The sequence below is a fragment of the Hirschia sp. genome (assembly GCF_058892565.1).
Map to the genome: position 1 here is coordinate 1 of NZ_JBZXVU010000031.1, position 26,961 is coordinate 26,961.

Below are 26,961 nucleotides of genomic sequence, written 5' to 3' on the forward strand. Positions count from 1 at the left end.
GATTTGATCATGCCTGACACTGAGTTTCTTGAAACCATCCGAGAGCAGATCGTTGGGATCGTGCTCACACACGCGCATGAGGATCATATTGGTGCTATCGCGCACCTTTGGCCGCGTTTACGTGCGCCGCTTTATGCAACCCCTTTTACAGCGTATCTCATCAAGGAAAAATTGCGAGAAAAGCAATTGGATAAAGAAGTTCCATTAAATATTGTTCCTTTAGGAGATAAGCGTTCAATTGGTCCTTTTGATATTGAATATGTAACGCTGACACATTCTATTCCAGAGCCTAACGGTGTAGTGATTAGAACGCCTGCAGGTGTGATTTTTCATACTGGCGACTGGAAGATTGATCCAAATCCAATGCTTGGCAAAGGTTTCGATGAGGAGCGGATAAAAGAGCTAGGTGAAGAAGGCATTCTTGCCATCGTATGTGATTCAACAAACGTTTTTGAAGAAGGTGAATCTGGGTCAGAAGAAACTGTCCGTGAAAACTTAATTAAAGTTGTTGGCGAACAAACCGGAAAAGTAGCAATTACGACATTTGCTTCCAATGTGGCTCGCTTGGAGAGTTGTTGTATTGCTGCAATGGAAAATGAACGGTCAGTTTGTTTGGTCGGGCGCTCCATGTTCCGAATTACGGACGCGGCAAAAGAAGTTGGTTTGCTCAAAGATGTTCATTTTGTTGAGGCGAGTGATGCCCAGCATCTTGCTCCTGAAAATGTACTTTATCTTTGTACAGGATCACAAGGTGAGCCAAGAGCTGCTTTATCAAAGATAGCGACTGGAAGTCACCCGAGTGTAAAAATGGGTGAAGGAGATACTGTTATGTTCTCTTCTCGGGTCATTCCGGGTAATGAACGTGGAATCTTTGATCTTCAAAATGCACTCGCAGAAAACGGCGTAAAGATCATCACTGATCGTCAAGAGCATATACATGTTTCCGGTCACCCATGTCGTGACGAATTGCGACGTATGTATTCATGGGCAAAACCTAAAATTTCAGTGCCTGTGCACGGAGAACGTCGTCACATTATCGAACATGCGCGTTACGCTCTATCTATGCAGGTTCCTGAAGCAATCACGCCAAATAATGGTGATCTAATTTGCTTAGCACCTGGGCCGGCGCGAGTGGTTGATGAAGTTCCAACAGGGCGATTATTCTTAGACGGAAACAGACTTACGCCAGAACATTCGGGCGGAATGCAGGAAAGACGGCGCATGTCTTGGTCTGGTCATCTAAGTGTTAGTATCGCGATAGATGAAAAAGGTGTGATCAAGGATGGCCCTTATGTGACGGCTAGAGGTTTTTCTGAGCTTGATGGCCGTGTTGTCGATGAGTCGCTTGATCAATTAGATGAAGCAGCTGAAACGGCAATGGATAAGGTTTCCCGCAAAGACATAGATGACGATGATAAAGTGGAGCGTGCGCTTTTGCGCAGTGTACGCAAATCTGCAGAGGGGTTATTTGGAAAAAGACCACTCGTCGATATATCCATTCTTCGAGTGTAGATAATTATAAAGATACGCACGGGAGAATAAATTGAAAATTGGTCCTTTAAACCATGTCGGGGTTGCTGTTCCAAATTTGGAAGAGGCGATGGAGACCTATCGCACGCTCTATGGCGCGACAGAATTTGTGCAACCATTTGAAATGGAAGCGCAAGGTGTTCGCGTGGCTTTTGTAAATCTACCCAATTCTCAGATAGAGCTGATTGAACCATTGGGCGAAAAATCTCCTATTTGGAATTTTTTGGAGAAAAACCCTAAAGGTGGTCAACATCACGTATGTTTTGAAGTCGATAGCGTGGCTCAAGCTATTGAGGACGCAAAAGCAGCAGGTGCTTCAATTATCGGGCAACCGCGTATAGGTGCCCATGGAACGCCTATGATTTTTATCCACCCGAAAAACTCAAACGGTGTCCTTATCGAATTAATGGAACCAGCTAGCCACTAATTATTGAGATAGTAAGAGAGGAAATGAATATGGGAATGATCGAGATTGGCATTGTTTGGTTTATCTCATCATGGATTGTGTTCTTTCCTCTCATTTCTCGAGGAACAGTCACACAAGAAGAGAATGGTGAAGTAGTCGCTGGATCTGAAGCATCGGCTCCGATAGATCATCAATTACCCAAAAAAGCTGTTATTGCGATTGCTGGTGGCGCGTTGTTTACGTTTGTGTTTTGGCTTGGCATGGTTTCGGGGCTGTTCGCTAACCTTATCGAATTTATAGATTACACAGACAGATAAGTCTCCGATAGATCGACTTGGGGCGTATTATTGGTTGCGCAGGACGAGCAGGCCGTTTATCCAGAAAAATGATTATTACTCTAAAGGAGTCGACCAGGTATGCGGTTGTCTAAATTTTTCCTGCCCGTTCTAAAAGAGACACCTGCAGAAGCGAGGATTATTTCTCACCAGCTAATGCTGCGCGCTGGAATGGTGAAACAAACCGGTTCTGGGATTTATACATGGCTTCCTCTGGGACTCCGTGTACTGAAGAAAATTGAGAATATCGTTCGCGAAGAACAAAATCGTGCTGGTGCGATTGAGCTTTTAATGCCGACCATACAACCAGCTGACCTTTGGAAAGAAAGCGGTCGCTATGATGCGTATGGCAAGGAAATGCTGCGCATTACCGATAGGCATGACCGAGAAATGTTGTTTGGCCCAACGAATGAAGAAGTCATAACTGATATCTTTCGTTCTTATGTGAAATCTTACAAACAATTGCCGCTGAATCTCTATCATATTCAATGGAAATTTCGTGACGAAATCCGGCCACGTTTTGGGGTGATGCGTGGGCGCGAATTTTTGATGAAAGACGCCTATTCATTTGACGTAAATGAAGTAGAGGCGCGAAAAAGCTATTATAAAATGTTTTGTGCCTATCTAAACACATTTTCTAGAATGGGACTGAAAGCCGTGCCTATGCGTGCGGACACTGGCCCTATCGGTGGGAATCTATCTCACGAATTTATCATTCTAGCTGAAACAGGCGAGAGTGAAGTCTTTTGTGATGCTGAATTAGTGAATATGCCTCCGCCTGGACTGGATCTGGACTTCGACAGTGATTTGCTGGGTGAATTTGAAAAGCGCACGCAATATTATGCAGCGACAGAAGAAATGCATGATCAAACAAAGTTTGAGTCAGAAGTGCCAGAGGAGCGACGTGTTTCTGCACGTGGTATAGAGGTTGGTCATATCTTCAATTTTGGCACGAAGTATTCTGAGCCTATGAAGGCAAAGGTTATGACACCAGAAGGTAAGGAAGCGCCCGTTCATATGGGGTCCTATGGCGTTGGGGTGTCTCGTCTGCTCGGTGCTATTATTGAAGCTTGTCATGATGACAAAGGTGTTATCTGGCCAGAAGAGGTTGCTCCTTTCAAGTCTGCGGTTGTTAATCTTCGGCAGGGTGATGAGGCTTGCGATAAGGCATGTGAAGATGTTTATGCGAAACTTCAGGCTGCTGGATTAGATCCAATGTATGATGACCGTGATGATCGTCCGGGCGCAAAACTTTCAACTCTCGAGCTGATTGGTATTCCAAAAGCTATCGTTATTGGGCCGCGTGGTCTTAAAAATGGCGTAGTTGAAGTTAAAGACCGCATAAGCGGCGTGACGGAAGAAATGAGTCTCGACGCTGCATTGAATAAACTAACAGCGAGTGCCTAAAACGGATGTCAAACGGATCTCAAACTGCTTCCGAATTATCTGTTCGCGTTGATGGCTTGGATGAGCACGCAAAAGGCACACAGCCCTTTGGTCCATTTGAACGGATGCTTGCATTCCGGTACATCCGGGCAAAGCGTGAGCATGGCGGTTTAGCGCTGATTTCTGTTGTTTCTACAGTCGGTGTTACATTGGCCGTATTTGCGCTTATCACTATCATGTCGATCATGAATGGATTTCGGCTAGAATTGCTTTCAAAAGTCGTTGGTTTTGAGCCGCACGTGTATGTAAATGCAGTCGAAATGCCAACCGCAGACGCTGACGATCTAGGTAGACGTATCAGTGAATTAGATGGCGTAGTGAATGTTGCGCCTGTGATTGAAGAAATGGTCTTGGCGGATTCCGGTGGGCGCAAAGAAGGGGTATCCGTAAAAGGCCTTCGACCACATGATTTAGAAGCCATAGATTTAATCGTTTCTCATATCAGTGAGGGTGACCTCAGCCAATTTGGCGTGGAAGGAACGCGTTCAGATACAATTGTTATTGGAGAAGGATTAGCGCGCTCTATGGGAGCTGTGGTTGGATCTCGGATAAAATTATTATCTCCCAATGGGCCAAGTACTGTTATGGGGCAGGTGCCTCGCTCAAAAGTCTATACCGTTACTGCAATTTATAATGTCGGAAATGAAAAATACGACCGGTATACAGTGATAATGCCTATGGATCATGCGCGGTTGTTTTTTTCCAAAGGTGATAGTTATCAGTATCTAGGTGTTCGAATTGAAGACCCTGACCAAGCAGAAAACCTAGTAAGGAGCTTGCGTGAAAAAGGGATCACCAATCGGTATGCTAGAGATTGGAAATCGTTGAACGCACAATTAGTTGGCGCTTTAGTTGTAGAACGAAATGTTATGCGATTGATTATGATGATCGTCGTCATGATTACGGCCCTGAATATTATCACAGGGGTTCTTATGCTTGTTAAGAATAAAGCTAGAGACATCGCAATTTTAAGAACGATAGGAGCAACACGAGGCGGCGTTGTTAGAATATTCTTGATGAGTGGGTCGATACTTGGCGGCGTTGGTGTTGGTGTTGGTTTAATATTGGGTGTCATGTTTGTGTTGAACATCGCACCGATACAGCACGGTGTTGAATTTGTATGTGGATGTGAGATTTTTCCAAAATCAGTTTATCAATTGAACGCAATACCAGCGAAACTGCAGTGGTCAGAAGTTGCCATTGTGACAGGCTGGGCATTCCTAATGACAGTTTTAACAACTTTGATACCGTCGATGTGGGCATCACGCCTTGATCCTGTTGAGGCATTGAGAAACCAATGAGCATAACACCAATCTCTCAACGAAAACCTATAATGCGCCTTGTTGATGTCTGTAGGACTTATTCAACGGGGGAAGGTGCACTAGAAGTCTTGAAGGGCGCAAATTTAGAGTTGCGACCTGGCGAAATGGTGGGGTTGGTTGGTCCATCTGGATCGGGTAAGTCGACATTATTACACACGGCTGGGCTCTTGGAATCACCCGATTCTGGATTGGTCGAGATTGATGATGTGGATGCTGCACGTATGAGCGAAAGAGAGCGTACACTCACTCGGCGTAAAAAACTTGGTTTTGTTTATCAGTTTCACCATCTTTTGCCCGAGCTTAACGCGATAGATAACGTCGCAGCTCCTTTGATGATTGATGGTGTGAATAGGAAAATAGCACGAGAGCGCGCGAGTAAACTCTTGCAAGCTATGGGTTTATCAGAACGTGAGCGGCATCAACCGGGACAATTGTCTGGTGGTGAACAACAGCGCGTTGCGATCGCAAGATCATTAGCAAATCAGCCGCGTGTTTTGATCGCAGACGAACCTACGGGAAATTTAGATCCGATGACAACTACGGCAGTATTTCAAAGCCTTTTTGATACTGCCAGAACTGAGCAAGTAGCGGTTCTCGTTGCGACGCATAATCTAGAATTGACGACTTATATGGATCGCGTTTTGACCTTAAAAGATGGTCAACTTACCGATGCGGATATCTAACAATTCATTTCGATAAGTTGATTGAAGGCTTATGAAAAATATAAACACCTTCATTATGCTGATTGATTAGACGGAGCTGCAATAAAATGTCTGAAACTACTAAGATTGCTAGTTTGGATAAGCCCCGGTTTGTGCATCTTCGGGTGAGATCGGCATTGTCGCTTCTTGGTTCAATGATCACGATAAAGAAGCTCTGCAAGTGGACATTTGAAAACGGTTTTCCGGCTGTTGCGATCACCGATGACAATAACATGTTTGGTGCTTTGGAGTTGTCAGAAACTTTAGCGCCAATGGGTGTGCAACCCATTATTGCAATAACACTGCATATCTATGACAGAATAAACCCTGCTGCTGAACCAACTGAATTAGCATTATTTGCCCAGAATGAAGCTGGGTATAAAAATATGATGATCCTAACGACTAAGGGATTTTTGGAATCGCCCAGTGGCGGCACGGGCGTATATCTCGATGATGTCCTTGAGCACAGTGAGGGTTTAATTTGTACAACAGGTGGCGGAAATGGTGAAGTTACCCAACTTTGCGCAGCTGGAGATGAAGAAGGTGCGCGTGATTATTTATTAAAACTAAACAGTGCTTTTCCAAATCGACTATATGTTGAACTGCAGCGCCACGGACGTTTGACTGAAGATAAAGCAGAAGAATTATTGGTAGATTTGGCTTATGAGCTTGATTTGCCATTAGTGGCGACGAATGAGGCGCGTTTCATCAAAAGAGCGCAGCACAAAGCGCATGATGCATTGCTATGTATTGCAGGCTCTACATATGTTTCAGTGCAGGATCGGCCCAAAGCGTCTCCCGAGCAATATATGAAAACGGAAGAAGAGATGATCAATCTCTTTTCCGACCTGCCGGAAGCAATTGAAAATACATGCGAGATTGCGCGCCGTTGTTCTTATCGCCCAGCTTGGCGAAAACCTATTCTACCCAATTTTACAGGTGATGATGGAGACGAAGGAGAAGAGTTGGACCGTCAAGCGCGAGAAGGCCTCAAAATGCGGCTTTCATCGGGTATTTTATATGAAGAAGAGCAGGTCTATTGGGATAGGCTGGACTTTGAGCTGAACATAATTCGGCAAATGGGTTTTCCTGGATATTTCTTGATCGTTTCTGATTTTATTAAATGGGCAAAAGAGCATGATATTCCTGTGGGGCCGGGACGTGGTTCTGGTGCTGGTTCCCTTGTTGCGTGGGTTTTGACGATTACAGATTTGGATCCGCTGCGATTTGGGCTGCTTTTCGAACGTTTTTTGAACCCTGAACGTGTGTCTATGCCCGATTTCGATGTCGATTTCTGTCAAGATCGGCGACATGAGGTGATTGAATATACCAAACGAAAATATGGTGCGGATCGTGTGGCGATGATCATCACTTATGGTACATTGCAAGCAAAAGCGGTTATTCGCGATGTGGGCCGTGTACACCAATTGCCGTTTGGTCAAGTTGATAAACTTTCAAAGCTTATTCCTTTTAATCCTGCAAACCCTCCTACGCTTCAAGAAGCGATTGATGGAGAGCCGAAATTCAAGCAAGAAATGCGAGAAAATGAAGATGTTCGCAACCTTGTAGAAACAGCTTTAGAGCTTGAGGGCTTGTACAGGAATGCTGGAACGCACGCCGCTGGTGTTGTTATCGGTGACCGACCACTTGTAGAGTTATCGCCTCTCTATAAGGATCCAAAATCAGATATTCCTGCGACACAATTCAATATGAAGTGGGCTGAACACAACGGATTGGTTAAATTTGACTTTCTTGGTCTAAAAACTCTGACCGTTATTCAAAGAGCACTTAAATTTGTGATTTCTGAAGGCAAACAGCTCACAGAAAAATGGCACACTTTTGATGACGAAGAGGCTTATAAATTGCTCTCTTCAGGTGAAACACTTGGCGTATTTCAGCTTGAATCAACAGGTATGCGGGATACGCTTCGCAAGGTGAAGCCGGACTGTATAGAAGATATTATCGCGCTTATTTCGCTTTATAGACCGGGTCCAATGAAAAACATCGACACCTATGTTGCGCGTAAAGAAGGTCGTGAAGAAATAGATTATCTCCATGATGACTTGAAACCTGTTCTAGAAGAAACATACGGCGTTATTGTGTATCAGGAGCAAGTTATGCGCATTGCGCAAATACTTGCGGGGTATTCATTGGGTGAGGCTGACCTTTTGCGTCGCGCCATGGGTAAGAAAAAACCTGAAGAGATGCTGAAACAGAAGGTGCGGTTTTTGGAAGGGGCTGCGAAGAAAGACGTATCCAAAGAACGAGCGGAATTCATTTTTGAATTGGTGAATGAATTTGCTGGGTATGGTTTCAACAAATCTCACGCTGCTGCCTATGCTGTAATCGCTTATCAAACGGCTTACCTGAAAGCTAAACACCCTGTCGAGTTTTTGGCTGGATCAATGAGTCTCGACCTAACAAATACCGAAAAACTGGCTGCTTTCTTTCAGGAAACCAAACGTTTAAAAATTCCAGTCGTTACGCCAGATATTACCTTGTGTAACGCTGATTTTGATGTGCGAGACCAAAAGATTTACTATGCGTTGGGAGCTGTTAAGGGCGTTGGTAAAGAAGCGATGCTGGATGTTGAGCGCGCTAGAAATGAAAAGCCATTCGAAGATTTGTTTGACTTTGCTGAACGTGTTGATCCGCGTCAAATCAATAAGCGGGTCTATCAAGCACTCTCTAAATGTGGAGGTTTCGACCAATTAGAGAAGAACAGAGCTAAAGCTTTTGAAGCGTCCGAAATGCTTGCAGCAATGTCTAACGCGGCCAATAGGGATAGAAACTCAAATCAAAATAGCCTTTTTGGTGATGAACCTCCGATGAGACCAAAACTTCCTAAAGCTGCGCCGTGGAGTTCAGAGAAGATTTTGGACTATGAACTTTCAAGTGTTGGTTTCTACCTTTCTGGTCACCCTCTCGATGATATTCTTGAAGGGCCGGCTAGGGAAAGAATTGTTTTATCTTCTCAAATGATGGAGTTAGGCAGGGAACGTGCAGCACTTGAAATGATAGGAGTTGTCAAAGTACGCGTTGAAAAGCCGTCTATGAGTGGAGGTGGGAAATTTGCTTATATCACTTTATCAGACCCATCTGGGGAATATGAGTTATTTGTTGCCCCTGAAACATTGGCCGAGACTCGAGATTATTTTGAAGTAGGAAGTCGGGTCAACGTTCACGTCAAAGTGCGCCGAAAAGATGATGAGTTGCGTTTCTCTGTTGATGGTGCGCGCCCACTCGACAAAGCTGCACTCGGAGCACCAGCAAAATTATGTGTGAGAGTAGGTGACCTAGCGAGTATGGAGCAACTTGCACATGTCGCTGTTCAGTTGAGAGAAGTGTCTTCTCAAACTATAGGGATAATTCAAGTTGAAATTCCTTTAGAAGATCAACGGTTAATCACGCTTGAGTTGGATGGGCATTATCCCATGGATTATGCTGCTATGTCAGCTTTGAAATCAGTTGTCGGAGTGGAGAGAGTCACGCCCGTGGCCGCATAATCTAAGATGATTTTGTCTGGTGGGTTGTCAGCGCTGGAAAAATGAGTATAAGCGCGCTTTATTCCGACACGTGGGTTATTTTCCGGTGCTGAATCGTTCAGCCAACCCGCGGCGGCTAACCGGATAGGAAAATTGATATGGCACTACCTGAATTTACTATGCGTCAGCTGTTAGAAGCTGGTGTACACTTTGGTCACCAAAAACACCGCTGGAATCCTAAAATGGATCGCTACATTTTTGGTGCGCGTTCTGGGATTCACATCCTTGACCTTTCACAAACAGTCCCCCTTCTTCACCAAGCTTTGGTTCAAGTGCGCGATACTGTTGCTAAAGGTGGACGTGTTCTTTTTGTTGGAACAAAACGTCAAGCTTCAGAAGCTGTTGCAGAAGCAGCTGAGCGTTCAGCTCAGTACTTCATGAACGATCGTTGGCTTGGTGGAACTTTGACAAACTGGTCAACTGTTTCAAACTCTATTAAACGTCTACGTGAATTAGATGACTTGTTGTCACAAGGTGACGGTACTGGTCTTACTAAAAAAGAACTTTTGAAGCTTACTCGTGAGCAAGAAAAACTTCAGCGCGTTCTTGGTGGAATTCGTAACATGGGTGGTCTTCCATCAATCATGTTCGTAATCGATACAAACAAAGAATCTATTGCTGTTAAAGAAGCACGCAAGCTTGGTATTCCAGTTGTTGCAATCGTGGATACAAATTGTGACCCTGATGAAGTGGATTTCCCGATCCCAGGTAACGATGACGCGACACGTGCAATCCAGCTTTACACTAACTTGTTTGCTGATGCTGTTCTCGATGGACTAGCAGAATCTTCAATGGAACTAGGTGTAGACTTGGGTGAAGCAGAAGACATTTCTGAAGTCGCTCTTGAATCTATCGCTGTTGAAGTTGCAGCTGCAGAAGCAAGTGCTGAAGTTGCTGTTGAAGAAACTGCTGAAACAGAAGAAACAACAGAAACAAAAACACCTTCTGAAGGTGCTTAGTTTAAAGCTTTTAAATCCACCACTCATATATCCTGAGAGAGGTAACTGAACATGGCCGCAATTACAGCTGCACTCGTAAAAGACCTGCGTGAGAAAACCGGCGCAGGAATGATGGACTGTAAAAAAGCACTTACCGAAAATGACGGTGATGTTGATGCTGCGATCGATTGGCTTCGTGCCAAAGGTCTTTCTAAAGCAGCGAAGAAAGAAGGTCGTGTAGCGGCTGATGGTCTCGTTGGTGTGGCAGTTGAAGGCACTGTAGGTGCTGTTGTTGAGGTTAACGCCGAAACAGATTTCGTTGCTCGCAACGAAACTTTCCAAGAAGCAGTTGCGGGTATTGCAAAAGCCGCAATAGCTGTGAATGGCGATGTTGAAGCACTTGCTTCTTCAGCTGCTGTTGACGGTGGAGAAGGTTCTATTGCAGATCAATTGAAGCGGATGGTCGCAAAGATTGGTGAAAATATGAGCCTTCGTCGTTCAGCGAGTGTGACTGTCGATAAAGGTGCGGTAGCATCTTACATTCACTCGGCTACAGCTGAAGGACTTGGAAAAATCGGTGTTGTTGTCGGTCTCGAATCTGAAGGTAACGCAGATGTGTTGCTTGAAGTTGGCCGTAAAGTCGCAATGCACATTGCTGCAACAAACCCGCTAGCTGCTGTCAAAGAAGAGTTGGATCCTGTCGCTGTTGAGCGTGAGCGCCAAGTTCTAACTGAACAAGCTCGCGAATCAGGTAAACCTGAAGCAGTGATCGAAAAAATGATCGAAGGTCGTATCCGTAAATTTTACCAAGAAGTTGTATTGGTGGAGCAGACTTTCGTGATGGACCCAGACTTGACTGTTGGTCAATTCATCGAGAACGCTGGAAAAGAAGCTGGAGCACCTGTTGCTCTGAAAGGCTTTGCAATGTTGCGTCTTGGTGAAGGTATCGAGAAAAAAGAAGAAGACTTTGCTGCTGAAGTTGCCGCTGCAACTGGACAATAAAGTTCATTTTCGAACTTGAATAGAAGCGGAGGTAGGCGATAAGTGTCTATCTCCGTTTTTTTTGATGGGTCTTATAGCTAAGGGCAGGCAAAACATTATGGCATCTCAACTTCAATCACCAAAATACAAACGAGTACTTCTCAAGATTTCAGGTGAGGTTCTGGCCGGAAAAATTGAACCTGGCAAAGAAAAGTTCGGGATAGATATGGCTGCCTGTTTTCCAATAGCCGAGGAAATTAAGGAAGCCATCGCTGCTGGGACTGAAGTTTGTCTTGTTATCGGTGGTGGAAACATTTTTAGAGGACTTAAAGGTGTTGGGCAGGGCATGGAACGTGCACAAGCTGATTCTATGGGGATGCTGGCGACGGTGATGAATGCGCTTGCTATGCAAGGAGCACTTGAAGAGATTGGTGTGCCTGCGCGGGTGCAAAGCGCCGTTGAAATGCCAAAAATTTGTGAGCCCTTTATTCGCCGTAGAGCTATCCGTCATATGGAAAAAGGTCGCGTCGTAATTTTTGCTGCTGGCACCGGAAATCCATTCTTTACGACAGATACCGGAGCTGCATTGCGTGCTGCTGAAATGGGGTGTGACGCTATGCTGAAGGGAACTCAGGTTGATGGAGTTTATACCGCTGATCCAAAACTAGACCCTGAAGCAACTCGTTTTGATCACTTGGGTTATATGGAGGTGTTGAATAAAGACCTTCGTGTTATGGATGCAACGGCTGTAAGTTTAATGAAAGAGAATCACATACCGATTGTTGTGTTTTCTATTCACAATAAAGGATCGCTTGCTGAGGTTCTGGCTGGAAATGGTATTTGTACTGTTATCGAAAATTGAGTAGGGCCAACTGCAGGATAAAAGGAAAAGATTATGTCTATTGATATGAAAGACTTAGAACGCCGTATGGAAGGTGCTGTTGCATCACTGAAAACTGAATTTTCAGGTTTGCGCACAGGACGCGCATCAGTGAACCTTTTGGATACTGTAATGGTTCAAGCGTATGGCGCATCAACTCCTTTGGCTCAAGTGGCTTCTATCTCTGTTCCTGAGCCGCGTATGCTTGCTGTGAACGTATGGGACAAAACAGTTGTCGGAGCAGCTGACAAAGCAATTCGCGAAGCAGGTTTAGGATTAAACCCTGTCATGGATGGTCAAAACCTTCGCATTCCTATTCCGCCATTAAATGAAGAGCGTCGTGCAGAATTAGCAAAATTAGCTGGAAAATATGCAGAATCAGCACGTGTTGCCATTCGGAATGTGCGCCGTGATGGAATGGATATTTTGAAAAAAATGGAGAAGGATGGCGAAATCTCCAAAGATGAGCAAAAATCACTTGAGGATGACGTGCAGAAATTGACTGATAAAATAATTTCTTCCGTTGATGCTAGTGTGAAATCAAAAGAAGAAGAGATTATGCAGGTATAAACTGTTGTCATCTATCGCTTCAACAACACCTATTGCCCAGCATTCTAAAGTTGGTGACGAAGGACATGCGCCTAAACATGTTGCCGTAATTATGGATGGTAATGGGCGATGGGCGCAAGCTAGGGGGTTGCCTCGTATAGCTGGCCATAAAGAGGGCGTTGAAGCGCTTAGAAAGACTGTGGATGCCTGTAAGGCGCTTGCAATTGAACATCTGACGGTTTTTTCATTTTCAACAGAAAACTGGCGCAGGCCCAAAGCTGAGGTTGATGCTTTGTTTGCGCTTTTAAAATTGTTTGTAAAAAAAGATCTAAACCGCCTTCATAAAGAAGGTGTTAGAGTTCGGATATTTGGATCGTTAGACGGCTTACCTGCAGATATTCTAAAGTTAATTGACGAATGTGAATCTAAAACAGCACAAAATAAAGTGTTTAACGTCAATATCGCTTTTAATTATGGCGGTAGAGCTGAAATAGTGGAAGCGGCCCAAAAGATAGCTGCAGATGTTCAAGCTGGGCGACTTTCCCCAGAAAGTATAGATGAGTCCATTATGCAGCAGCATATGTGGTCGTCTGACCTTCCTGATGTGGATTTACTCATCAGAACGAGCGGTGAACTAAGAATTAGTAATTTCCTATTGTGGGGAATCGCCTATTCAGAGTTGATGTTCTTAGATATATTGTGGCCAGATTTTGGCAAAGTTGATATGGAGCGGGCAATAGATGTCTTCAAAAATCGTAACCGACGATTTGGCGGAGTCGAGCCTTCCAAAGTCATCGAAAGCTAATTTAGAGAATGAATTAAATCCAACATCTTCTCCGGCTGCTGAGGGTGTTTCTCACCCAAATACGTCTGTAAGTGCTAACTTTATCAAGCGTATAGTTGCTACGCTCGTTCTTGCTCCCGTTTGTGTCCTAGCTGTAGTTCAAGGCGGAGTCGTATTTAAAGTGCTCACCGCCATTTGTGCAATTATCGCAGCTTGCGAGTGGGCATTTATGGTGGGCAAGGGACAAGTAAAATGGAAAACATATAGTCTCTGTGGTGTATTTAGTTTTGCGGGTTTGACGGCGATATATGCTGGAGGTATCGGGCTGGCCGTCGTTTCGTTGGTTTCTATTGTGTCCGCAATTGTAATTTATTTACTTGGAAGATTGTATAAATTACATCCCTTATCTCTCATGTTTGGGGCGGTTTACGTTACTTTTCCCTTTGGTGCATTTGTTTATTTACGTGAATTGTCGACCAACACGCAATTTATGATGTTTGCTATTTTCGCAATAGTTTGGGGAACAGATACCGCCGGATATTTGGCTGGAAAAGCGTATGGAGGTCCATTATTAGCTCCTAAAAATAGTCCGAATAAAACATGGACCGGAGCGATAGGTGGAGTGATTTATGCGGCTCTTGCGGGTGCAGCTGCAGCCAACCTCACTCAATCTTCTATGATAATGTGGCTGTTTTGGGCAATTTTCTTATCTATTGCCGCGCAACAAGGTGATCTCATCGAATCAATGTTTAAACGGAAGTTTGGGATCAAAGATATGTCAAACATCATTCCTGGACATGGTGGCTTATTAGACCGATTGGACGGCCTGATGGCTGCTGTATCGATTGCTGCGATAATGAATCTGTTTTTTCCCGATATTATGCTTAGTTTATTGGGGGATTGAGGGTGTCAGAACAGGTCAAAGTTTCATTGCTGGGTGCCACTGGTTCCATTGGTAGTTCTACTATTTCGATTTTAAAGCAAAATTGTGCGGACATGCCTGAGTTTAAAGTTGTTTCTCTAACAGCTCAGAATAGTGTTCAAGAATTAGCAAAATTAGCCATTGAAACTAATGCAGAATTTGCTGCAATTGGAAATGAAAATAAATATCAAGAATTGAAAGATTTGTTGGCCGGTACTGGTATTGAATGTGCCTCAGGTGAAACTGGATTGGTCGACGCTGCCGCTAGACAATGTGATACATTGGTTTCTGCCATAACAGGGGCGGCCGCTTTAAGGCCAACTCTTGAGGGGATCAAACAAGGTGCAAATATAGCTCTTGCAAACAAAGAAAGTATTGTTTGCGCAGGAGTGTTATTCTTAAGTGAAGCAAAAAGATATAATGCAAAATTGCTGCCCGTTGATTCGGAACATAACGCTATATTTCAAGTGCTTGATAATCACAAAAGAGTAGAAAAACTGATTTTAACCGCATCTGGGGGGCCGTTTCGAACATCTACTATTGATGAAATGCGAGAAGCTACTCCTGAACAGGCTATTTCCCATCCGAACTGGTCAATGGGTGCTAAAATTTCAGTAGATAGTGCAACGATGATGAATAAGTCTCTGGAGTTGATAGAGGCATCTTATCTTTTTAATACACCTGAAGAAAAGATTGATGTATTAATCCACCCCCAGTCCATAGTGCATAGTTTGGTTTCATATGATGATGGTTCCGTTCTGGCACAACTTGGTATGCCGGATATGCGAACGCCTATTTCTTATGCTTTGGCATGGCCTAATCGAATGCCGGTGCCAGGATTAGAAAGACTGGATTTAGGTAGAATCGGTAGCTTGAGTTTCGAAACACCAGATGATGCAAGGTTTCCAGCGGTCGCATTGGCTCGTAAAGCTTTAACCCTAGGAGCTTGGGCACCAAATGTGATTAACGCTGTCAACGAAATCGCAGTAGATGCTTTTTTGAATAATGTTATTGGTTTTATGGATATAACGCGTACAACTGAAAAATTGCTAGATCGGTTTGCATCTGATGAATTCGGAGCTATGACTGACCCTAACAGTTTTGATGATGTGTTCGAGTTAGATGGTCTGGCAAGAAAACTTGCGCTTGAAGCGATTAAGGCATAGCACCTGCATGTTACGGGCTAACCTAAGTAGAATTTTAGAGGACCATTTTTAAATATGGACGTTCTAGTAAGCCAGTTCCTTAATCTGTTTTCAATTGTTTCCTCTGTCGTTCCGTTCATCATTATGATTGGCGTCGTTGTAACTATACACGAGCTTGGACATTATTATGCCGGCCGCGCTTTTGGGGCGGCTGTTGAATCTTTTGCATTTGGTTTTGGAAAATCTATTTTTGAAGTTTCAGACAAGAGAAATACACGTTGGCGATTAAATTGGTTGCCGCTTGGAGGGTTTGTCAAATTCGTTGGTGAACAAGAAGGCGACAATTCTATTTCTGACAATCCAAAAAAGCCCAAAGGGCGATATTACAAAGACTTGGCTGCTTGGCAAAGAGTCATTGTCTCCCTGGCAGGACCAGTAGCGAACTTTATATTGGCTATCTTAATTTATGCGGTTATTTTTAGCCAAGGTAAGCCTTTGTATGGCGATGTTACTGTCGAGAATGTTCTGGAAAATAGTGCAGCGTATGAGGCTGGTGTATTGGATGGAGATATTATCGTTGCAGCTGACGACAGAGCAGTTTCTAGTGCGGGAGATGTCATTGAAGCGGTCGCGTATAGTGCTGACGAACCTGTAAAACTCTCGCTTCTTCGTAATGGTGAAGAAATTGATTTAATCGTCATTCCACGTAGAGAGATGTTCATTAATGAACGCTTAGGAATAGAAGATGAAATCGGCCGTATCGGTGTAAGTATGTCGTCTAAGTTGATCGCTATTGAAGACGTGTCTACATTCGAAGCAGTTAGCTTAGGTGCTGACCAAACGGCGAATGTCATCAGGAAAACATTAAAAGTCTTAAACCGCCTTATTTTCGGCAAAGATAACTTTGACAAGATGAGAGGCCCATTGGGAATGGGAGATATTGCTGATCGCGTTGTCGACAGCAATATGAAACGAACAGATATTGGATTTAAAGAAAGGCTGAGCGGTACATTCTGGCAAATGCTTGAATTGATTGCGATGTTCTCAGTAAGTATTGGTTTTTTCAACCTGTTGCCGATTCCAATGTTGGATGGCTATTCTGCGTTGTTAGGTCTTTACGAAACAGTTGTTGGTTCAGAAGTTTCTCTGAGGTTTCAGGAATATCTTCTGCGTGGGGGGCTTGCGGTAGTCGGGGTTTTCTTTATCGCTGTTACTTGGAATGATATTAGGCGGCTTGGGCTGCTTGATGTTTTTAGCGGCCTGTTGTCATAAGAGTATGATTAAGGCAAGGCAGGGCGTTTTGAGACGTGTAGAGGATACTAACATGCGATCTTTGTTCGCGAGTGCACTGGCACTGACGACTTCAGCTGGTGCTTATTTTGCAGTTGCAGAACTGAGTGGATCGGCCTTAGTGCACGCTCAATCTGTTAACCAAGAAGCAATTTCGCATATAGTTGTTGAAGGCAATCAAAGAATTGAAACCAGAACTATTCTCTCATACTTACTTGTAGAGCCTGGAGATAATTTTGACTCCGAACGTCTGGATTTGTCACTGAAAACGCTTTTTGCAACGCAATTGTTTGCAGATGTGCTTTTTGAAAAGAATGGTAGCGAACTTGTTGTTCGAGTCAGTGAAAATCCAATCATCAATCAGGTGATATTTGAGGGCAATAGCTCTATTCGCGATGATAAACTGACTGAAGAAACTGAAGCTGCGCCACGTGAAGTGTTTACACAAGCGAGAGTTCAGCAAGATGTACAAAAAATTCTAGAAGCTTACCGCCGTGCAGGTCGTTTTGCAGCATCGGTTACACCTACCTATAAGCCATTGGCACAAAACCGTGTGGATCTTATATTTGAAATAACCGAAGGTCCCAAAACGGGTGTGAAATCAATTAACTTTATCGGTAATGAAGTTTTTAAAGATAGTAAGCTGCGTTCGGAAGTTGTGACACGTCAGTCTAGATGGTGGCGGGTCTTTGAATCAAACGATAACTTTGATCCAGATCGTATGGAATATGACAGAGAGCTTCTACGTCAGTTTTATACAAATGAAGGGTATGCTGATTTCCGCGTAACATCTTCTATTGCGGAGTTAACGCCGGATCAAAAAGATTTTTATATGACCTTCACCATAGATGAAGGTCCCCTGTATAATTTCGGTGAAATTAGTGTTGAAACAACGCTTGAAAAATTATCAACAGTAAGATTGAAGGCTATTGTCCCGACAAGAGAAGGTAATCTTTATAAAGCAGACCTTATCGAGGATGCGGTTGAAGCAATTACTTTTGCAGCTGGTAGTGCAGGATATGCATCTGTGGATGTTAAACCTCAAATAGACAGAGATCCTGAAACTCAAAAGGTAAATGTTACTTTTGTCGTTGATGAAGGGCCGCGTGTTTATGTTGAACGCTTGGATATTGTTGGGAACACGCAAACACTAGACCATGTTGTTAGAAGAGAACTTCTATTGGCAGAAGGTGATGCTTTCAACCGGATTCTTTTAGATCAATCTCGAAACCGCATCAGAAGTCTAGGTTTCTTTAAAGACGTAGAGATCACTGAAGAGCCAGGTTCAGCTCCTGATAAAACGATTGTGAAAGTCGCAGTCCAAGAACAGCCCACTGGAGAATTAGCGTTCTCAGTTGGGTATTCTTCAGCAGATGCTTTTCTAGTCTCTGTATCTGCAACACAGCGGAACTTCCGCGGCCGTGGACAGTCTGTTACTGCGAATATTCAATCGTCACAATATCAAGAAAATTACGAATTCCGTTTCACAGAGCCAAGGTTTCAGGACCGAAATATGGCTGCAGGTTTTGACCTCTATGCGAACAAAACCAACTATTTAAATATTGCGAATTATTCAAATAGCGTGATTGGAGCAGGGCTTCGCGTTGGCTTTCCTTTGGGAAATAGAACGCAATTGGGACTCAGATATAATTTACGACAAGATGACCTCCAATTAGCTCAGACCAATAGTGATGGCACAAGATCAACCATTGAAAGTCGTGAGCAATGTCTACTGACCAACAGCATCAGTATATGTGACCAATTAGGAGAGCAGTTAACGTCTTCTGTTGGATATTCATTGGTTCGAGACCACCGGAATGACCCTATCGATCCGACAGGTGGATATAGAATAACTTGGCAACAAGATTTTGCTGGTCTTGGTGGAGATGTTAATTACGTTAAGCAAGAGTTGAATGCATCGACGTATAAAGGCATTGCGCCCGGGTTTACACTTACTGCAGGCGTCAAGGCAGGATATATTGATGGTTGGAATGATGATTCCATTCGCGTAAATAATAGGTTTTACAAGGGTGGAAATACATTCCGTGGATTTGATACCGCAGGATTAGGCCCGCGTCAGACCAATGTCGTTTCTGATCTCGTCGTAGAAAATTATGCTGGCGCTCCAGCAGATTCTGATGGTCAATTGATTTACTATTCAGGTATCAGTAGCTCAACTGGGCTTCCGGTTGGAACTTTCGTAAATACAGGTAATCTCTCAGAAGCGGTCTTGAACGAAAATGGCGTTCTGGTTGCAGCCGTAGAAGGTGATGGAGGAGAGCGTGCATACGGGTCGTTATCTACAGATGGAAATGGCGTTACTGTTGAGCCTCAGATTCGTGCGCTTGGTACGGCTCTAGGTGGTAAAGCGTATGCTATTGGAACTGTAGAGCTATCTATTCCTATTCCTTTTGCTCCGGAAGAAATGGGAATTGGTGCAGCACTATTTACTGAATTTGGAAGCGTTGGATTATTGGATGATATAGCTAAAACTGGCTCCAATCCGACTGTTGAAACATTTGGTTCAACCGGTTTTGCTTTAAGCGAAACCAGTATTGATGACACCTTTGGTCTGCGTGCAAGTGCGGGTCTGAGCGTGTTTTGGGATTCACCATTTGGTCCCATAAGATTTGACTTCTCAGAAATACTTGCGAGTGAAGAATATGACCGGACGGAAAGCTTCCGGTTTAGTACACGGACCCAATTCTAGGAAAAACAGAACATGTCCCTAAAAAAACTAATTGTAGCGTTTTCAACTTTGTTTTTGCTTTCTCCTGCAGTTATGCAAGCTACAGCTCAAACAAACGTTATTGTGATTGATCAAGCAAAGATTATGACACAATCTAAAGCTGGTAAGGATGTCACTAAAAAGCTCAACAACATTGCTGAGCAAATCAATAAAGAGCTGAAGCCAAGTGCCGATTCTCTGCAAGCTGAAGGACAATCCCTTCAAACGACTCTGGCACCATTGAATCAAAATGCGATTGCGCAAGATAAAGCTCTAGTTACGCGCATTCAAAATTTTGAAAAACGCAGAGTAGAACTTCAAAAAACACAACAAAAACGTGCGGCTGAGCTAGAACTAACGAGACGTGATGCTTGGCAAAAGTTTTTTGTTGCGCTTGAACCTGCTCTGCAGGCCGCTATCACTGAAACGAGCGCAGATATTGTAATCGACAGATCTTCTACAATACACACTGGAGAAGGTGTGGATCAAACAGACTTGATTATCTCAAAGCTTGATGCATCAACACCTACTATTTCAGTAACTAAACAATCTCTTCCAGTTCCAAAGAACTAATTACTAGGAATATTTGAAGTGATTGATGAGCGATTTTATTTCCTGCAGCCTAAACCTAGCTTAAGTCAGCTTGCGGTTGCAGGGAAAGCAGAAATATACACGCAAGTTTCCAGTGCAGTTTCTGTAAATTCGTTTGAAAACGCAAGTAATGGTGATCTTACCTTTATTGAAAATATTAAGGGTGCTGATCTAACGGATGTCAAAGCTTCTGTGTGTATTACTTCTCGGGAAATTGCAGAACAATTACCTGAAAATATTTCAATAATTGTAAGTGATAGACCTCGGTGGAGTTTTGGACAGGCTTCCAAATTAATTGCATCACCAAGGCAATTTCAATCAAATACACTATCTATTTCAGATAGTTCTACTGTCGAGGAGGGGGTAATTCTCGGTCCAAATGTTGTGATCGGGGATGATGTCTCTATTGGAGCTGGTACGGTTATTGCTCCTGGTACAGTTATATGGCCTGGTGTGAAAATTGGAAAAAACTGTTCAATTGGATCAAATGTCACTATAAAAACTTCGTTGATCGGGAATAATGTCACCTTGTCCTCAGGTGTTGTTTTGGGGGAATCGGGTTTTGGCCTCTCTATAGGCGCTAATGGTGCAGATGACAGCCCTCATTTCGGACGCGTTATTGTGCAAGACTGGGCATCTATTGGGTGCAATTCGTGTGTTGATTGTGGTGTTTTTGGTGACACAATTATTGGTGAACGTGCAAAAATAGACAATTTGTGTCACATCTCCCATAATGTCGTAATCGAAGCCCATTCTGTTTTAGCAGCGTTTTGCGGTATAGCTGGGTCGACAATTGTTGGTAGTGGTACGCAAATGGGCGGTGCTTGTAGCATTGCTGATCATTTGAAAATTGGCCGACAGGTTAAATTGGCTGGAAATTCGGGCTTAATGTCAGATATTCCTGATGGAGAAACATGGGGTGGATATCCTGCTAAACCAATTAAATCTTGGTTTAGAGAAACTGTGTGGCTTTCTAAACAAGTGACAAGCCGCAAGACTGAAAAATAGACGTAATACGCATTTCCAAACTATAAAACTAGGATTATCGGTAATGGCTGTTTCCATACACCCTAACGCATTTATTGAAGATGGTGCTGAGCTCGGTGAAAATGTCAAAATCGGACCAGGATGTGTCATCGGTCCGAATGTACAGATTGGTGATAACAGTGAGTTATTTAGTCAGGTCGTCATAGCAGGACATACGATTTTAGGTGCAAATGCAAAGATATACCCCTTCGCTGCTTTGGGGCACCCACCTCAAGACTTTAAATATCGCGGAGAAGACACCAAGCTGATCATTGGAAATGATGTTACTGTCAGGGAACATGTAACTATGCACCTAGGTACGGTTGTCGGGCGCGGAGAAACTCGTGTTGGCAATAACGGATATTTCATGGTTGGTTCACACATTGGCCATGATTGTATTGTCGGCAATAATGTCACATTTGCAAACAATGCAACTCTGGGCGGTCAGGTGACAGTTGGTGATCATGTGATCATGGGTGGTCTCTCCGCAGTTCATCAATTTTGCCGTGTCGGAAAACATGCATTCATTGGTGGAGGTGCACCGGTTACCGGAGATGTTATTCCATACGGAATGGTCGATAATCACGGAAAACTTGCGGGGCTGAACCTTGTTGGTTTAAAGCGTCGTGGTTTTGATCGGAAACAAATTAATGACCTTCGTACGGCGTACAGGTTGTTTTTTGCTTCTGAAGGTACATTTCAAGAGCGTATCGATGATGCTGCTCGGATGTATGAACAGCAAGAACTTGTGATGGAGATGGTCAGTTTTATAAGAGACGGTGCTGATCGCCATTTATGTCTTCCCAAGTAAGAAACCATAATGTCCAAATCTAAATTAGGTATCATTGCGGGTAGCGGGGATTTACCTGAAACTTTGGCTAAGCATGCCCAAAAAGAAGGTCGGAGTGTTTTTATTGTAGGCATTGCGGGTTTTGTTGAACCTGAACTTCTAGAGCAATTTGCGCATAAGGTGATCTCTGTTGGTGAAGTTGGAAAACAACTTTCTGCTTTAAGATCGGAAAATGTAAACGAAGTCTGTTTCGCTGGAATTGTAAAACGTCCTAATTTCAAAAATCTAAAACTAGATGCCAAAGGCATGATGATTCTGCCTAAGGTATTAAAAGCGGCATCACAGGGTGATGATGCCCTGTTAAGAGTATTGGTAAAAACTATTGAACGTGAAGGTTTCAAAGTCGTTGGTGCTGATGATGTTCTAACTTCACTAGTTGCACCGATTGGTTCTTTAGGTAGGCATTCTCCTAGTTCTGCTGATCTTGCTGATATAAAAAAAGCTGCTCAGATAGCTGCTGAAATAGGGCGTTTGGATATTGGACAGGGCGCTATCGTTTGCGACGGACTTGTTCTAGCAGTAGAGGCGCAGGAGGGCACAGATTTAATGCTCCAACGCTGTGCAGCGTTACCAGATAACCTTAGAGGGTCGACTAAAGCTCCTCGGGGTGTGCTTGTTAAGCGCCCTAAACCTGTTCAAGAACGCCGTGTAGATCTTCCAACAATAGGTATACGAACGCTAGAAGGTGCTAAACGTGCGTGCCTTTCAGGAATTGCTTATGAAGCCAATTCAGCATTACTGCTGAATATGGATGAACTGATAGCGTATGCTGATAATAATGGCCTTTGGATTTATGGATTCGAAGACACGAATCTCGAGACTGAAAGATAAATAAAATGCGCCTTTACTTCGTTGCTGCTGAACCTTCTGGAGACGTGTTAGCGGCTGAAGTGATGCGGGAAATTCTGTTGCTACATAATGACGTTCAGTTCCTCGGTGTAGGTGGTTCACATATGCGGGCTTTAGGAATTGAAAGCTTGTTTGACCCTCAAGAGTTAGCAGTGTTTGGTCTACTCGAAGGTATAAAAGCTTTTAAAACTGTTAAAGCAAGGGTTGAAGATACAGCGTTAGATATTGTCAAATATAATCCAGATGCGATCATTCTTGTGGATTCCTGGGGGTTTATGTGGCGTGTCGCTCAGCGTGCAAAAGAATTAGGTTATGAAGGTAAGCGAATTAAATTAATTGGTCCTCAAGTTTGGGCAACTCGGCCTGGAAGAGCGAAAACGCTCGCTAAAAACGTCGATCATTTGCTTTGTATTCATGATTTCGAAGTGCCATTTTATCAACCATTTGGACTGGATACGACGGTAATAGGCAATCCAGCTCTTGAACGGGATCAAAATGGTTTTGGTGAGGAGTTTCGAGCTGCAAAGAAGATCTCAGAAGATAAGCAAGTCATTCTCCTTTTGTTAGGAAGCCGTAACTCAGAAATCGTGACAGTCGCGCCTATTCTGCAGAGGGCCGCTGAAGAGATTTGTGAAAACGATGCGAACCGAATGGTCATATGTGTCGTAGCCGATAGTGTAAGAGAGAAAGTAGAAGCGTGGAGTAAAGATTGGACGTTTCCATTTTTTATTTCATCCGATGAGGCTGAAAAATCTGATGCATTTGCATCAGCTGACATTGCTTTAGCTTGTTCAGGCACAGTTACGACAGAAGTGGCGCTTCAAGGTGTGCCACTCGTCATTGGTTATAAAATTGGATGGGTAACTTGGCTCATCGCTAGATTATTTTTGATGAAATCAAAATTCATTACACTTTTAAATGTCGCAGCAGACCGAGAAGTTGCTCCAGAGTTTATTCAAACACGTTTTACCGTCCGCAATTTGAAGAATGCTGTTGAACGATTATTGAGCAACACGGATTTAAGACAAAAACAGATTCTTGAACAAAACTTAGCTTTGGAGAAAATGGGTCGAGGTGGAGAAGGTGCCTCTAAAATTTCGGCGAAGAAAATTTTAGAATTAGCGAAATAGACTTCTAAATTGTTTTAGACATATAAATAAAAAAGGCCTGACATGTAATTGTCAGGCCTTTTTTTGTTTTGCTTAGATTAAACGATTTAGCGTTTGTTTACCGGCACGTAATCGCGGACTGGAGCACCAGTATAGATTTGGCGAGGACGTCCAATGCGTTGAGTCGGGTCTTCGATCATTTCTTGCCATTGAGCGACCCAACCAACTGTACGGGCCAATGCAAATAGCACTGTGAACATTTCTGTTGGGAAGCCCATCGCTTTCAAAGTGATACCTGAATAGAAGTCGATGTTCGGGTATAGTTTTTTCTCTACGAAATATGGGTCTTCGAGTGCGATACGCTCAAGTTCGATAGCCACTTGTAGAAGAGGGTCGTTGTGAGCACCAACGGCCTCTAGAACCTCGTGACATGTTTTCTGCATCATTTTAGCGCGAGGGTCGTAGTTTTTGTAAACTCGGTGCCCAAAGCCCATCAAACGGAATGGGTCTGATTTGTCTTTAGCGCGCGCAATGTATTCAGGAATACGATCTACAGAACCAATTTCTTGTAGCATGTTCAATGCTGCTTCGTTTGCTCCACCGTGTGATGGGCCCCAAAGACAAGCAACACCTGCAGCCATACAAGCGAATGGATTAGCACCAGAAGAACCAGCTAGACGAACTGTAGATGTTGAAGCGTTTTGTTCGTGGTCGGCGTGTAGGATGAATATGCGGTCCATAGCACGCGCCATAACATCCTGAACTTGATAGTCTTCTGCAGGGACTGCAAAACACATGCGTAGGAAGTTTGCTGCATAACCAAGGTCATTTCTAGGAGAGATGAATGGTTGACCGATTGAGTATTTGTGAGCACGGGCTGCAATCGTCGGCATTTTTGCGATCAAACGGTGAGCAGAAATCAAACGGTGTTTTGGATCATTGATGTCTAGTGAATCGTGATAGAAAGCAGAAAGCGCACCAATCGCTCCAGTTACAATCGCCATCGGGTGAGCATCTCTGCGGAACCCTTCAAAGAAGCGATCAAACTGTGTGTGGATCATCGTGTGGTTTGTAATTGTGTGCTTGTATTCTGTTAGTTCTGCTTCTGTCGGAAGTTCACCATTTAATAGAAGATAACACACTTCAAGGAAATCTGATTTCTCAGCGAGTTGATCAATAGGGTAACCTCTGTGCAGAAGAATACCTTTTTCACCATCAATAAAAGTGATTTGGCTTTCACAGCTACCTGTTGAGGTAAATCCAGGATCGAGTGTGAAACGCCCTGTTTGTTTGTTCAACGTTGAGATGTCTATTACATCCGGGCCGAGAGTACCTGAGTATATAGGCAATTCCGCAGTTTTTCCAGCAACGTTTAGAGTCGCGGTACCATTTGGTTTTACTTTATTTTCCATATTATATCAGCCCCTTATGTTTTAAGTTTTGTGGTCAGTGACGGGAGGAGTCATGCACTAACCTTATTAAGTTGATCATCAATTCGACTAAGCGATTCATCCCGCCCAAGCCATTCCAACACTAAACCAAGATCTGGTGCTGGTGAGCCGCCGGTTAAAGCTGCTCGTAATGTCGGTCCAATCATTCCCATGCCGACCTCTTCGTCAGCACAGAAATCTGTAATTGCAGCTGTTAAAGCCAAGTTGTTCCATTCTGATAAGTCTTTAAACCGAATAGTTAGCTTTGATAAGCGCTCCATAGCATCTAGAGACATCTTTTTCTTCAATTTGCCAGTTATTTCTATCGGTCTAAGGTCTAATAGAAAGTTAGTTTGCATTTCTAACTCTTCAATAGTCGCAGCGCGATTTTTAATTTCTGACATTGAAGTCTTAATACGCGATTTCACTACTTGGGACAATTGATCGAAACCGTCGCGGCTAAATAGCAGATTGCACAAGCGATTATCATCAGCTTGGGCCATGTAATGAGCATTTACAGACTTCATTTTTTCGAAATCTAAGCGCCCCGGAGCTTTTCCTAGACCTGCTGTATTAAACCATTCTATGGCTTTATCTTGAGGGATGATCTCATCATCTCCATGTGACCAACCAAGACGAAGAAGATAGTTATTCATGCCTTCTGGCAGATAACCCATATCTCGATAAGCTTCGACGCCTAACGCACCGTGCCTTTTGGATAGTTTTTTTCCATCGGGACCGTGAATGAGAGGAACATGCGCGTATTTGGGCAAATCCCAGCCCATAGCCTGATAAATAGGAATTTGTCGGTAAGTATTACCAAGATGATCATCACCGCGAATAACTTGGGTGACTCCCATATCGTGATCATCCACAACGACGGCGATCATATAGGTTGGTGTCCCATCTGTGCGAAGCAAAATAAGATCATCTATTTGACCTGCTGATACACCGACATGACCTTGGACATCATCAGTAAATTCGATGCGACCTTCATCTGGTGCGCGCAAGCGGATAACATAGGACGCGTTAGGGTCTGTAGGTGTTTTGCCATCTCTATAAGGGGAGCGATAAGGCGCGAGAAGCTTATCAGCTTCTGCACGAAGGTTCGAAGCGAGGTCTTCATTGCCTTCTTTTGCTGCTATTTTAGCATCTGCGCGTTTGGCTTCACCTTGTTCGCGACGCTCGGCAAGTTCCTCTTGGCTCGTATAACACTTAAAAGCAGTGCCTTTGGAAATCATCTTTTCAACAACTTCGCGGTGACGATCAGCGCGCTGAAATTGAAAGGTTGGTTCTTCGTCGGGTGTAATGCCTAACCAATCTAAACCCTCAAAAATCGCCTGAACGGCGTTTTGGGTTGACCTCTCCCTGTCTGTATCTTCAATACGCAGAAGGAATTTGCCGTTGTTGGCTTTGGCATAGAGCCAATTGAACAATGCTGTGCGAGCACCACCAATGTGTAGATATCCGGTCGGCGAGGGGGCAAAGCGGGTGATTACCGTCATAAGAACTTTCAAAAACACGTTTATATGTAGCAAACCTATTGGCTTGATATCGCCTCAGGTATTTACGCTCTTGAAGAACACATCAGAACCTATTTGGGC

23 protein-coding genes are annotated in these 26,961 nt (G+C 43.7%); 21 read left to right on the forward strand and 2 right to left on the reverse strand.

Annotation, left to right across the window (positions count from 1 at the left end):
- The 21 genes from AC5EF3_RS11765 to AC5EF3_RS11865 all read left to right on the forward strand — a co-directional run.
- On the forward strand, positions 1-1,512 hold a 1,512-nt coding region (locus AC5EF3_RS11765; RefSeq protein ID WP_493548175.1), incomplete at its 5' end, for a ribonuclease J.
- 31 nt (positions 1,513-1,543) lie between these two features.
- Positions 1,544-1,957, forward strand: a complete 414-nt coding sequence (gene mce, locus AC5EF3_RS11770; protein ID WP_493548176.1) for a methylmalonyl-CoA epimerase — start codon at positions 1,544-1,546, stop codon at positions 1,955-1,957.
- 29 nt (positions 1,958-1,986) lie between these two features.
- Positions 1,987-2,253, forward strand: a complete 267-nt coding sequence (locus AC5EF3_RS11775; RefSeq protein WP_493548177.1) for a DUF1467 family protein — start codon at positions 1,987-1,989, stop codon at positions 2,251-2,253.
- 99 nt (positions 2,254-2,352) lie between these two features.
- Positions 2,353-3,678, forward strand: a complete 1,326-nt coding sequence (proS, locus tag AC5EF3_RS11780; RefSeq protein WP_493548178.1) for a proline--tRNA ligase — start codon at positions 2,353-2,355, stop codon at positions 3,676-3,678.
- A gap of 5 nt (positions 3,679-3,683) precedes the next feature.
- Complete coding sequence (locus tag AC5EF3_RS11785) at positions 3,684-5,018, forward strand: lipoprotein-releasing ABC transporter permease subunit (RefSeq protein ID WP_493548179.1); 1,335 nt, start codon at positions 3,684-3,686, stop codon at positions 5,016-5,018.
- Positions 5,015-5,722: an ABC transporter ATP-binding protein gene (locus tag AC5EF3_RS11790; RefSeq protein ID WP_015827557.1), complete on the forward strand. Its 708-nt coding sequence runs from the start codon at positions 5,015-5,017 to the stop codon at positions 5,720-5,722. The genes AC5EF3_RS11785 and AC5EF3_RS11790 overlap by 4 nt, the downstream gene beginning before the upstream one ends.
- 104 nt (positions 5,723-5,826) lie before the next feature.
- Positions 5,827-9,246, forward strand: a complete 3,420-nt coding sequence (gene dnaE / locus AC5EF3_RS11795) for a DNA polymerase III subunit alpha (RefSeq protein WP_493548199.1) — start codon at positions 5,827-5,829, stop codon at positions 9,244-9,246.
- Positions 9,247-9,383: 137 nt separating this feature from the next.
- The gene (rpsB, locus tag AC5EF3_RS11800) at positions 9,384-10,244 is read left to right on the forward strand and encodes a 30S ribosomal protein S2 (RefSeq protein ID WP_015827555.1); all 861 of its coding nucleotides are present in this window, start codon (positions 9,384-9,386) and stop codon (positions 10,242-10,244) included.
- 51 nt (positions 10,245-10,295) lie between these two features.
- Entirely contained in the window at positions 10,296-11,225 is a 930-nt protein-coding gene (gene tsf, locus AC5EF3_RS11805) for a translation elongation factor Ts (RefSeq protein WP_493548180.1), read from the forward strand.
- A 97-nt stretch (positions 11,226-11,322) separates the two neighbouring features.
- Positions 11,323-12,066 carry a UMP kinase gene (pyrH, locus tag AC5EF3_RS11810; RefSeq protein WP_493548181.1) on the forward strand — a complete coding sequence of 248 codons (744 nt, stop codon included), beginning with the start codon at positions 11,323-11,325 and terminating at the stop codon, positions 12,064-12,066.
- A gap of 33 nt (positions 12,067-12,099) precedes the next feature.
- On the forward strand, positions 12,100-12,654 hold the full coding sequence (gene frr, locus AC5EF3_RS11815; protein WP_015827552.1) for a ribosome recycling factor: 555 nt from the start codon (positions 12,100-12,102) through the stop codon (positions 12,652-12,654).
- A 4-nt stretch (positions 12,655-12,658) separates the two neighbouring features.
- Positions 12,659-13,438, forward strand: coding sequence for an undecaprenyl pyrophosphate synthase (uppS, locus tag AC5EF3_RS11820; protein ID WP_015827551.1), 780 nt, complete (start codon positions 12,659-12,661; stop codon positions 13,436-13,438).
- Positions 13,374-14,321: a phosphatidate cytidylyltransferase gene (locus AC5EF3_RS11825; RefSeq protein WP_493548182.1), complete on the forward strand. Its 948-nt coding sequence runs from the start codon at positions 13,374-13,376 to the stop codon at positions 14,319-14,321. Before uppS ends, AC5EF3_RS11825 begins: the two co-directional genes overlap by 65 nt.
- 2 nt (positions 14,322-14,323) lie before the next feature.
- The gene (dxr, locus tag AC5EF3_RS11830; protein ID WP_493548183.1) at positions 14,324-15,505 is read left to right on the forward strand and encodes a 1-deoxy-D-xylulose-5-phosphate reductoisomerase; all 1,182 of its coding nucleotides are present in this window, start codon (positions 14,324-14,326) and stop codon (positions 15,503-15,505) included.
- 54 nt (positions 15,506-15,559) lie between these two features.
- The gene (locus tag AC5EF3_RS11835; protein WP_493548184.1) at positions 15,560-16,756 is read left to right on the forward strand and encodes a M50 family metallopeptidase; all 1,197 of its coding nucleotides are present in this window, start codon (positions 15,560-15,562) and stop codon (positions 16,754-16,756) included.
- 52 nt (positions 16,757-16,808) lie between these two features.
- Positions 16,809-19,484 carry an outer membrane protein assembly factor BamA gene (bamA, locus tag AC5EF3_RS11840; protein WP_015827547.1) on the forward strand — a complete coding sequence of 892 codons (2,676 nt, stop codon included), beginning with the start codon at positions 16,809-16,811 and terminating at the stop codon, positions 19,482-19,484.
- Positions 19,485-19,496: 12 nt separating this feature from the next.
- Positions 19,497-20,075: an OmpH/Skp family outer membrane protein gene (locus AC5EF3_RS11845; protein WP_015827546.1), complete on the forward strand. Its 579-nt coding sequence runs from the start codon at positions 19,497-19,499 to the stop codon at positions 20,073-20,075.
- A gap of 18 nt (positions 20,076-20,093) precedes the next feature.
- Entirely contained in the window at positions 20,094-21,101 is a 1,008-nt protein-coding gene (lpxD, locus tag AC5EF3_RS11850; protein WP_493548185.1) for a UDP-3-O-(3-hydroxymyristoyl)glucosamine N-acyltransferase, read from the forward strand.
- Between the two features lie 43 nt (positions 21,102-21,144).
- The gene (lpxA, locus tag AC5EF3_RS11855; RefSeq protein ID WP_493548186.1) at positions 21,145-21,930 is read left to right on the forward strand and encodes an acyl-ACP--UDP-N-acetylglucosamine O-acyltransferase; all 786 of its coding nucleotides are present in this window, start codon (positions 21,145-21,147) and stop codon (positions 21,928-21,930) included.
- Positions 21,931-21,939: 9 nt separating this feature from the next.
- Positions 21,940-22,800: an LpxI family protein gene (locus AC5EF3_RS11860; RefSeq protein WP_493548187.1), complete on the forward strand. Its 861-nt coding sequence runs from the start codon at positions 21,940-21,942 to the stop codon at positions 22,798-22,800.
- Positions 22,801-22,805: 5 nt separating this feature from the next.
- The gene (locus AC5EF3_RS11865) at positions 22,806-23,948 is read left to right on the forward strand and encodes a lipid-A-disaccharide synthase (RefSeq protein ID WP_493548188.1); all 1,143 of its coding nucleotides are present in this window, start codon (positions 22,806-22,808) and stop codon (positions 23,946-23,948) included.
- A gap of 86 nt (positions 23,949-24,034) precedes the next feature.
- Here the strand turns inward: AC5EF3_RS11865 and gltA are convergent, their stop codons facing one another.
- Positions 24,035-25,339: a citrate synthase gene (gene gltA / locus AC5EF3_RS11870; RefSeq protein ID WP_015827541.1), complete on the reverse strand. Its 1,305-nt coding sequence runs from the start codon at positions 25,337-25,339 to the stop codon at positions 24,035-24,037.
- 50 nt (positions 25,340-25,389) lie between these two features.
- A complete protein-coding gene (gene gltX / locus AC5EF3_RS11875; RefSeq protein ID WP_493548189.1) occupies positions 25,390-26,862 on the reverse strand; it encodes a glutamate--tRNA ligase in 1,473 nt (490 codons plus the stop codon).
- Positions 26,863-26,961: the final 99 nt, after the last annotated feature.

Bases quoted from the DNA above. Each gene is read 5' to 3' on its own strand.
- bamA (WP_015827547.1), top strand. From the start codon at position 16,809: ATGCGATCTTTGTTCGCGAGTGCACTGGCACTGACGACTTCAGCTGGT.
- AC5EF3_RS11835 (WP_493548184.1), top strand. From the start codon at position 15,560: ATGGACGTTCTAGTAAGCCAGTTCCTTAATCTGTTTTCAATTGTTTCC.
- frr (WP_015827552.1), top strand. From the start codon at position 12,100: ATGTCTATTGATATGAAAGACTTAGAACGCCGTATGGAAGGTGCTGTT.
- rpsB (WP_015827555.1), top strand. From the start codon at position 9,384: ATGGCACTACCTGAATTTACTATGCGTCAGCTGTTAGAAGCTGGTGTA.
- gltX (WP_493548189.1), bottom strand. From the start codon at position 26,862: ATGACGGTAATCACCCGCTTTGCCCCCTCGCCGACCGGATATCTACAC.
- proS (WP_493548178.1), top strand. From the start codon at position 2,353: ATGCGGTTGTCTAAATTTTTCCTGCCCGTTCTAAAAGAGACACCTGCA.
- AC5EF3_RS11860 (WP_493548187.1), top strand. From the start codon at position 21,940: ATGTCCAAATCTAAATTAGGTATCATTGCGGGTAGCGGGGATTTACCT.
- lpxA (WP_493548186.1), top strand. From the start codon at position 21,145: ATGGCTGTTTCCATACACCCTAACGCATTTATTGAAGATGGTGCTGAG.
- AC5EF3_RS11845 (WP_015827546.1), top strand. From the start codon at position 19,497: ATGTCCCTAAAAAAACTAATTGTAGCGTTTTCAACTTTGTTTTTGCTT.
- AC5EF3_RS11785 (WP_493548179.1), top strand. From the start codon at position 3,684: ATGTCAAACGGATCTCAAACTGCTTCCGAATTATCTGTTCGCGTTGAT.
- AC5EF3_RS11775 (WP_493548177.1), top strand. From the start codon at position 1,987: ATGGGAATGATCGAGATTGGCATTGTTTGGTTTATCTCATCATGGATT.
- AC5EF3_RS11865 (WP_493548188.1), top strand. From the start codon at position 22,806: ATGCGCCTTTACTTCGTTGCTGCTGAACCTTCTGGAGACGTGTTAGCG.
- pyrH (WP_493548181.1), top strand. From the start codon at position 11,323: ATGGCATCTCAACTTCAATCACCAAAATACAAACGAGTACTTCTCAAG.
- AC5EF3_RS11825 (WP_493548182.1), top strand. From the start codon at position 13,374: ATGTCTTCAAAAATCGTAACCGACGATTTGGCGGAGTCGAGCCTTCCA.
- tsf (WP_493548180.1), top strand. From the start codon at position 10,296: ATGGCCGCAATTACAGCTGCACTCGTAAAAGACCTGCGTGAGAAAACC.
- AC5EF3_RS11790 (WP_015827557.1), top strand. From the start codon at position 5,015: ATGAGCATAACACCAATCTCTCAACGAAAACCTATAATGCGCCTTGTT.
- gltA (WP_015827541.1), bottom strand. From the start codon at position 25,339: ATGGAAAATAAAGTAAAACCAAATGGTACCGCGACTCTAAACGTTGCT.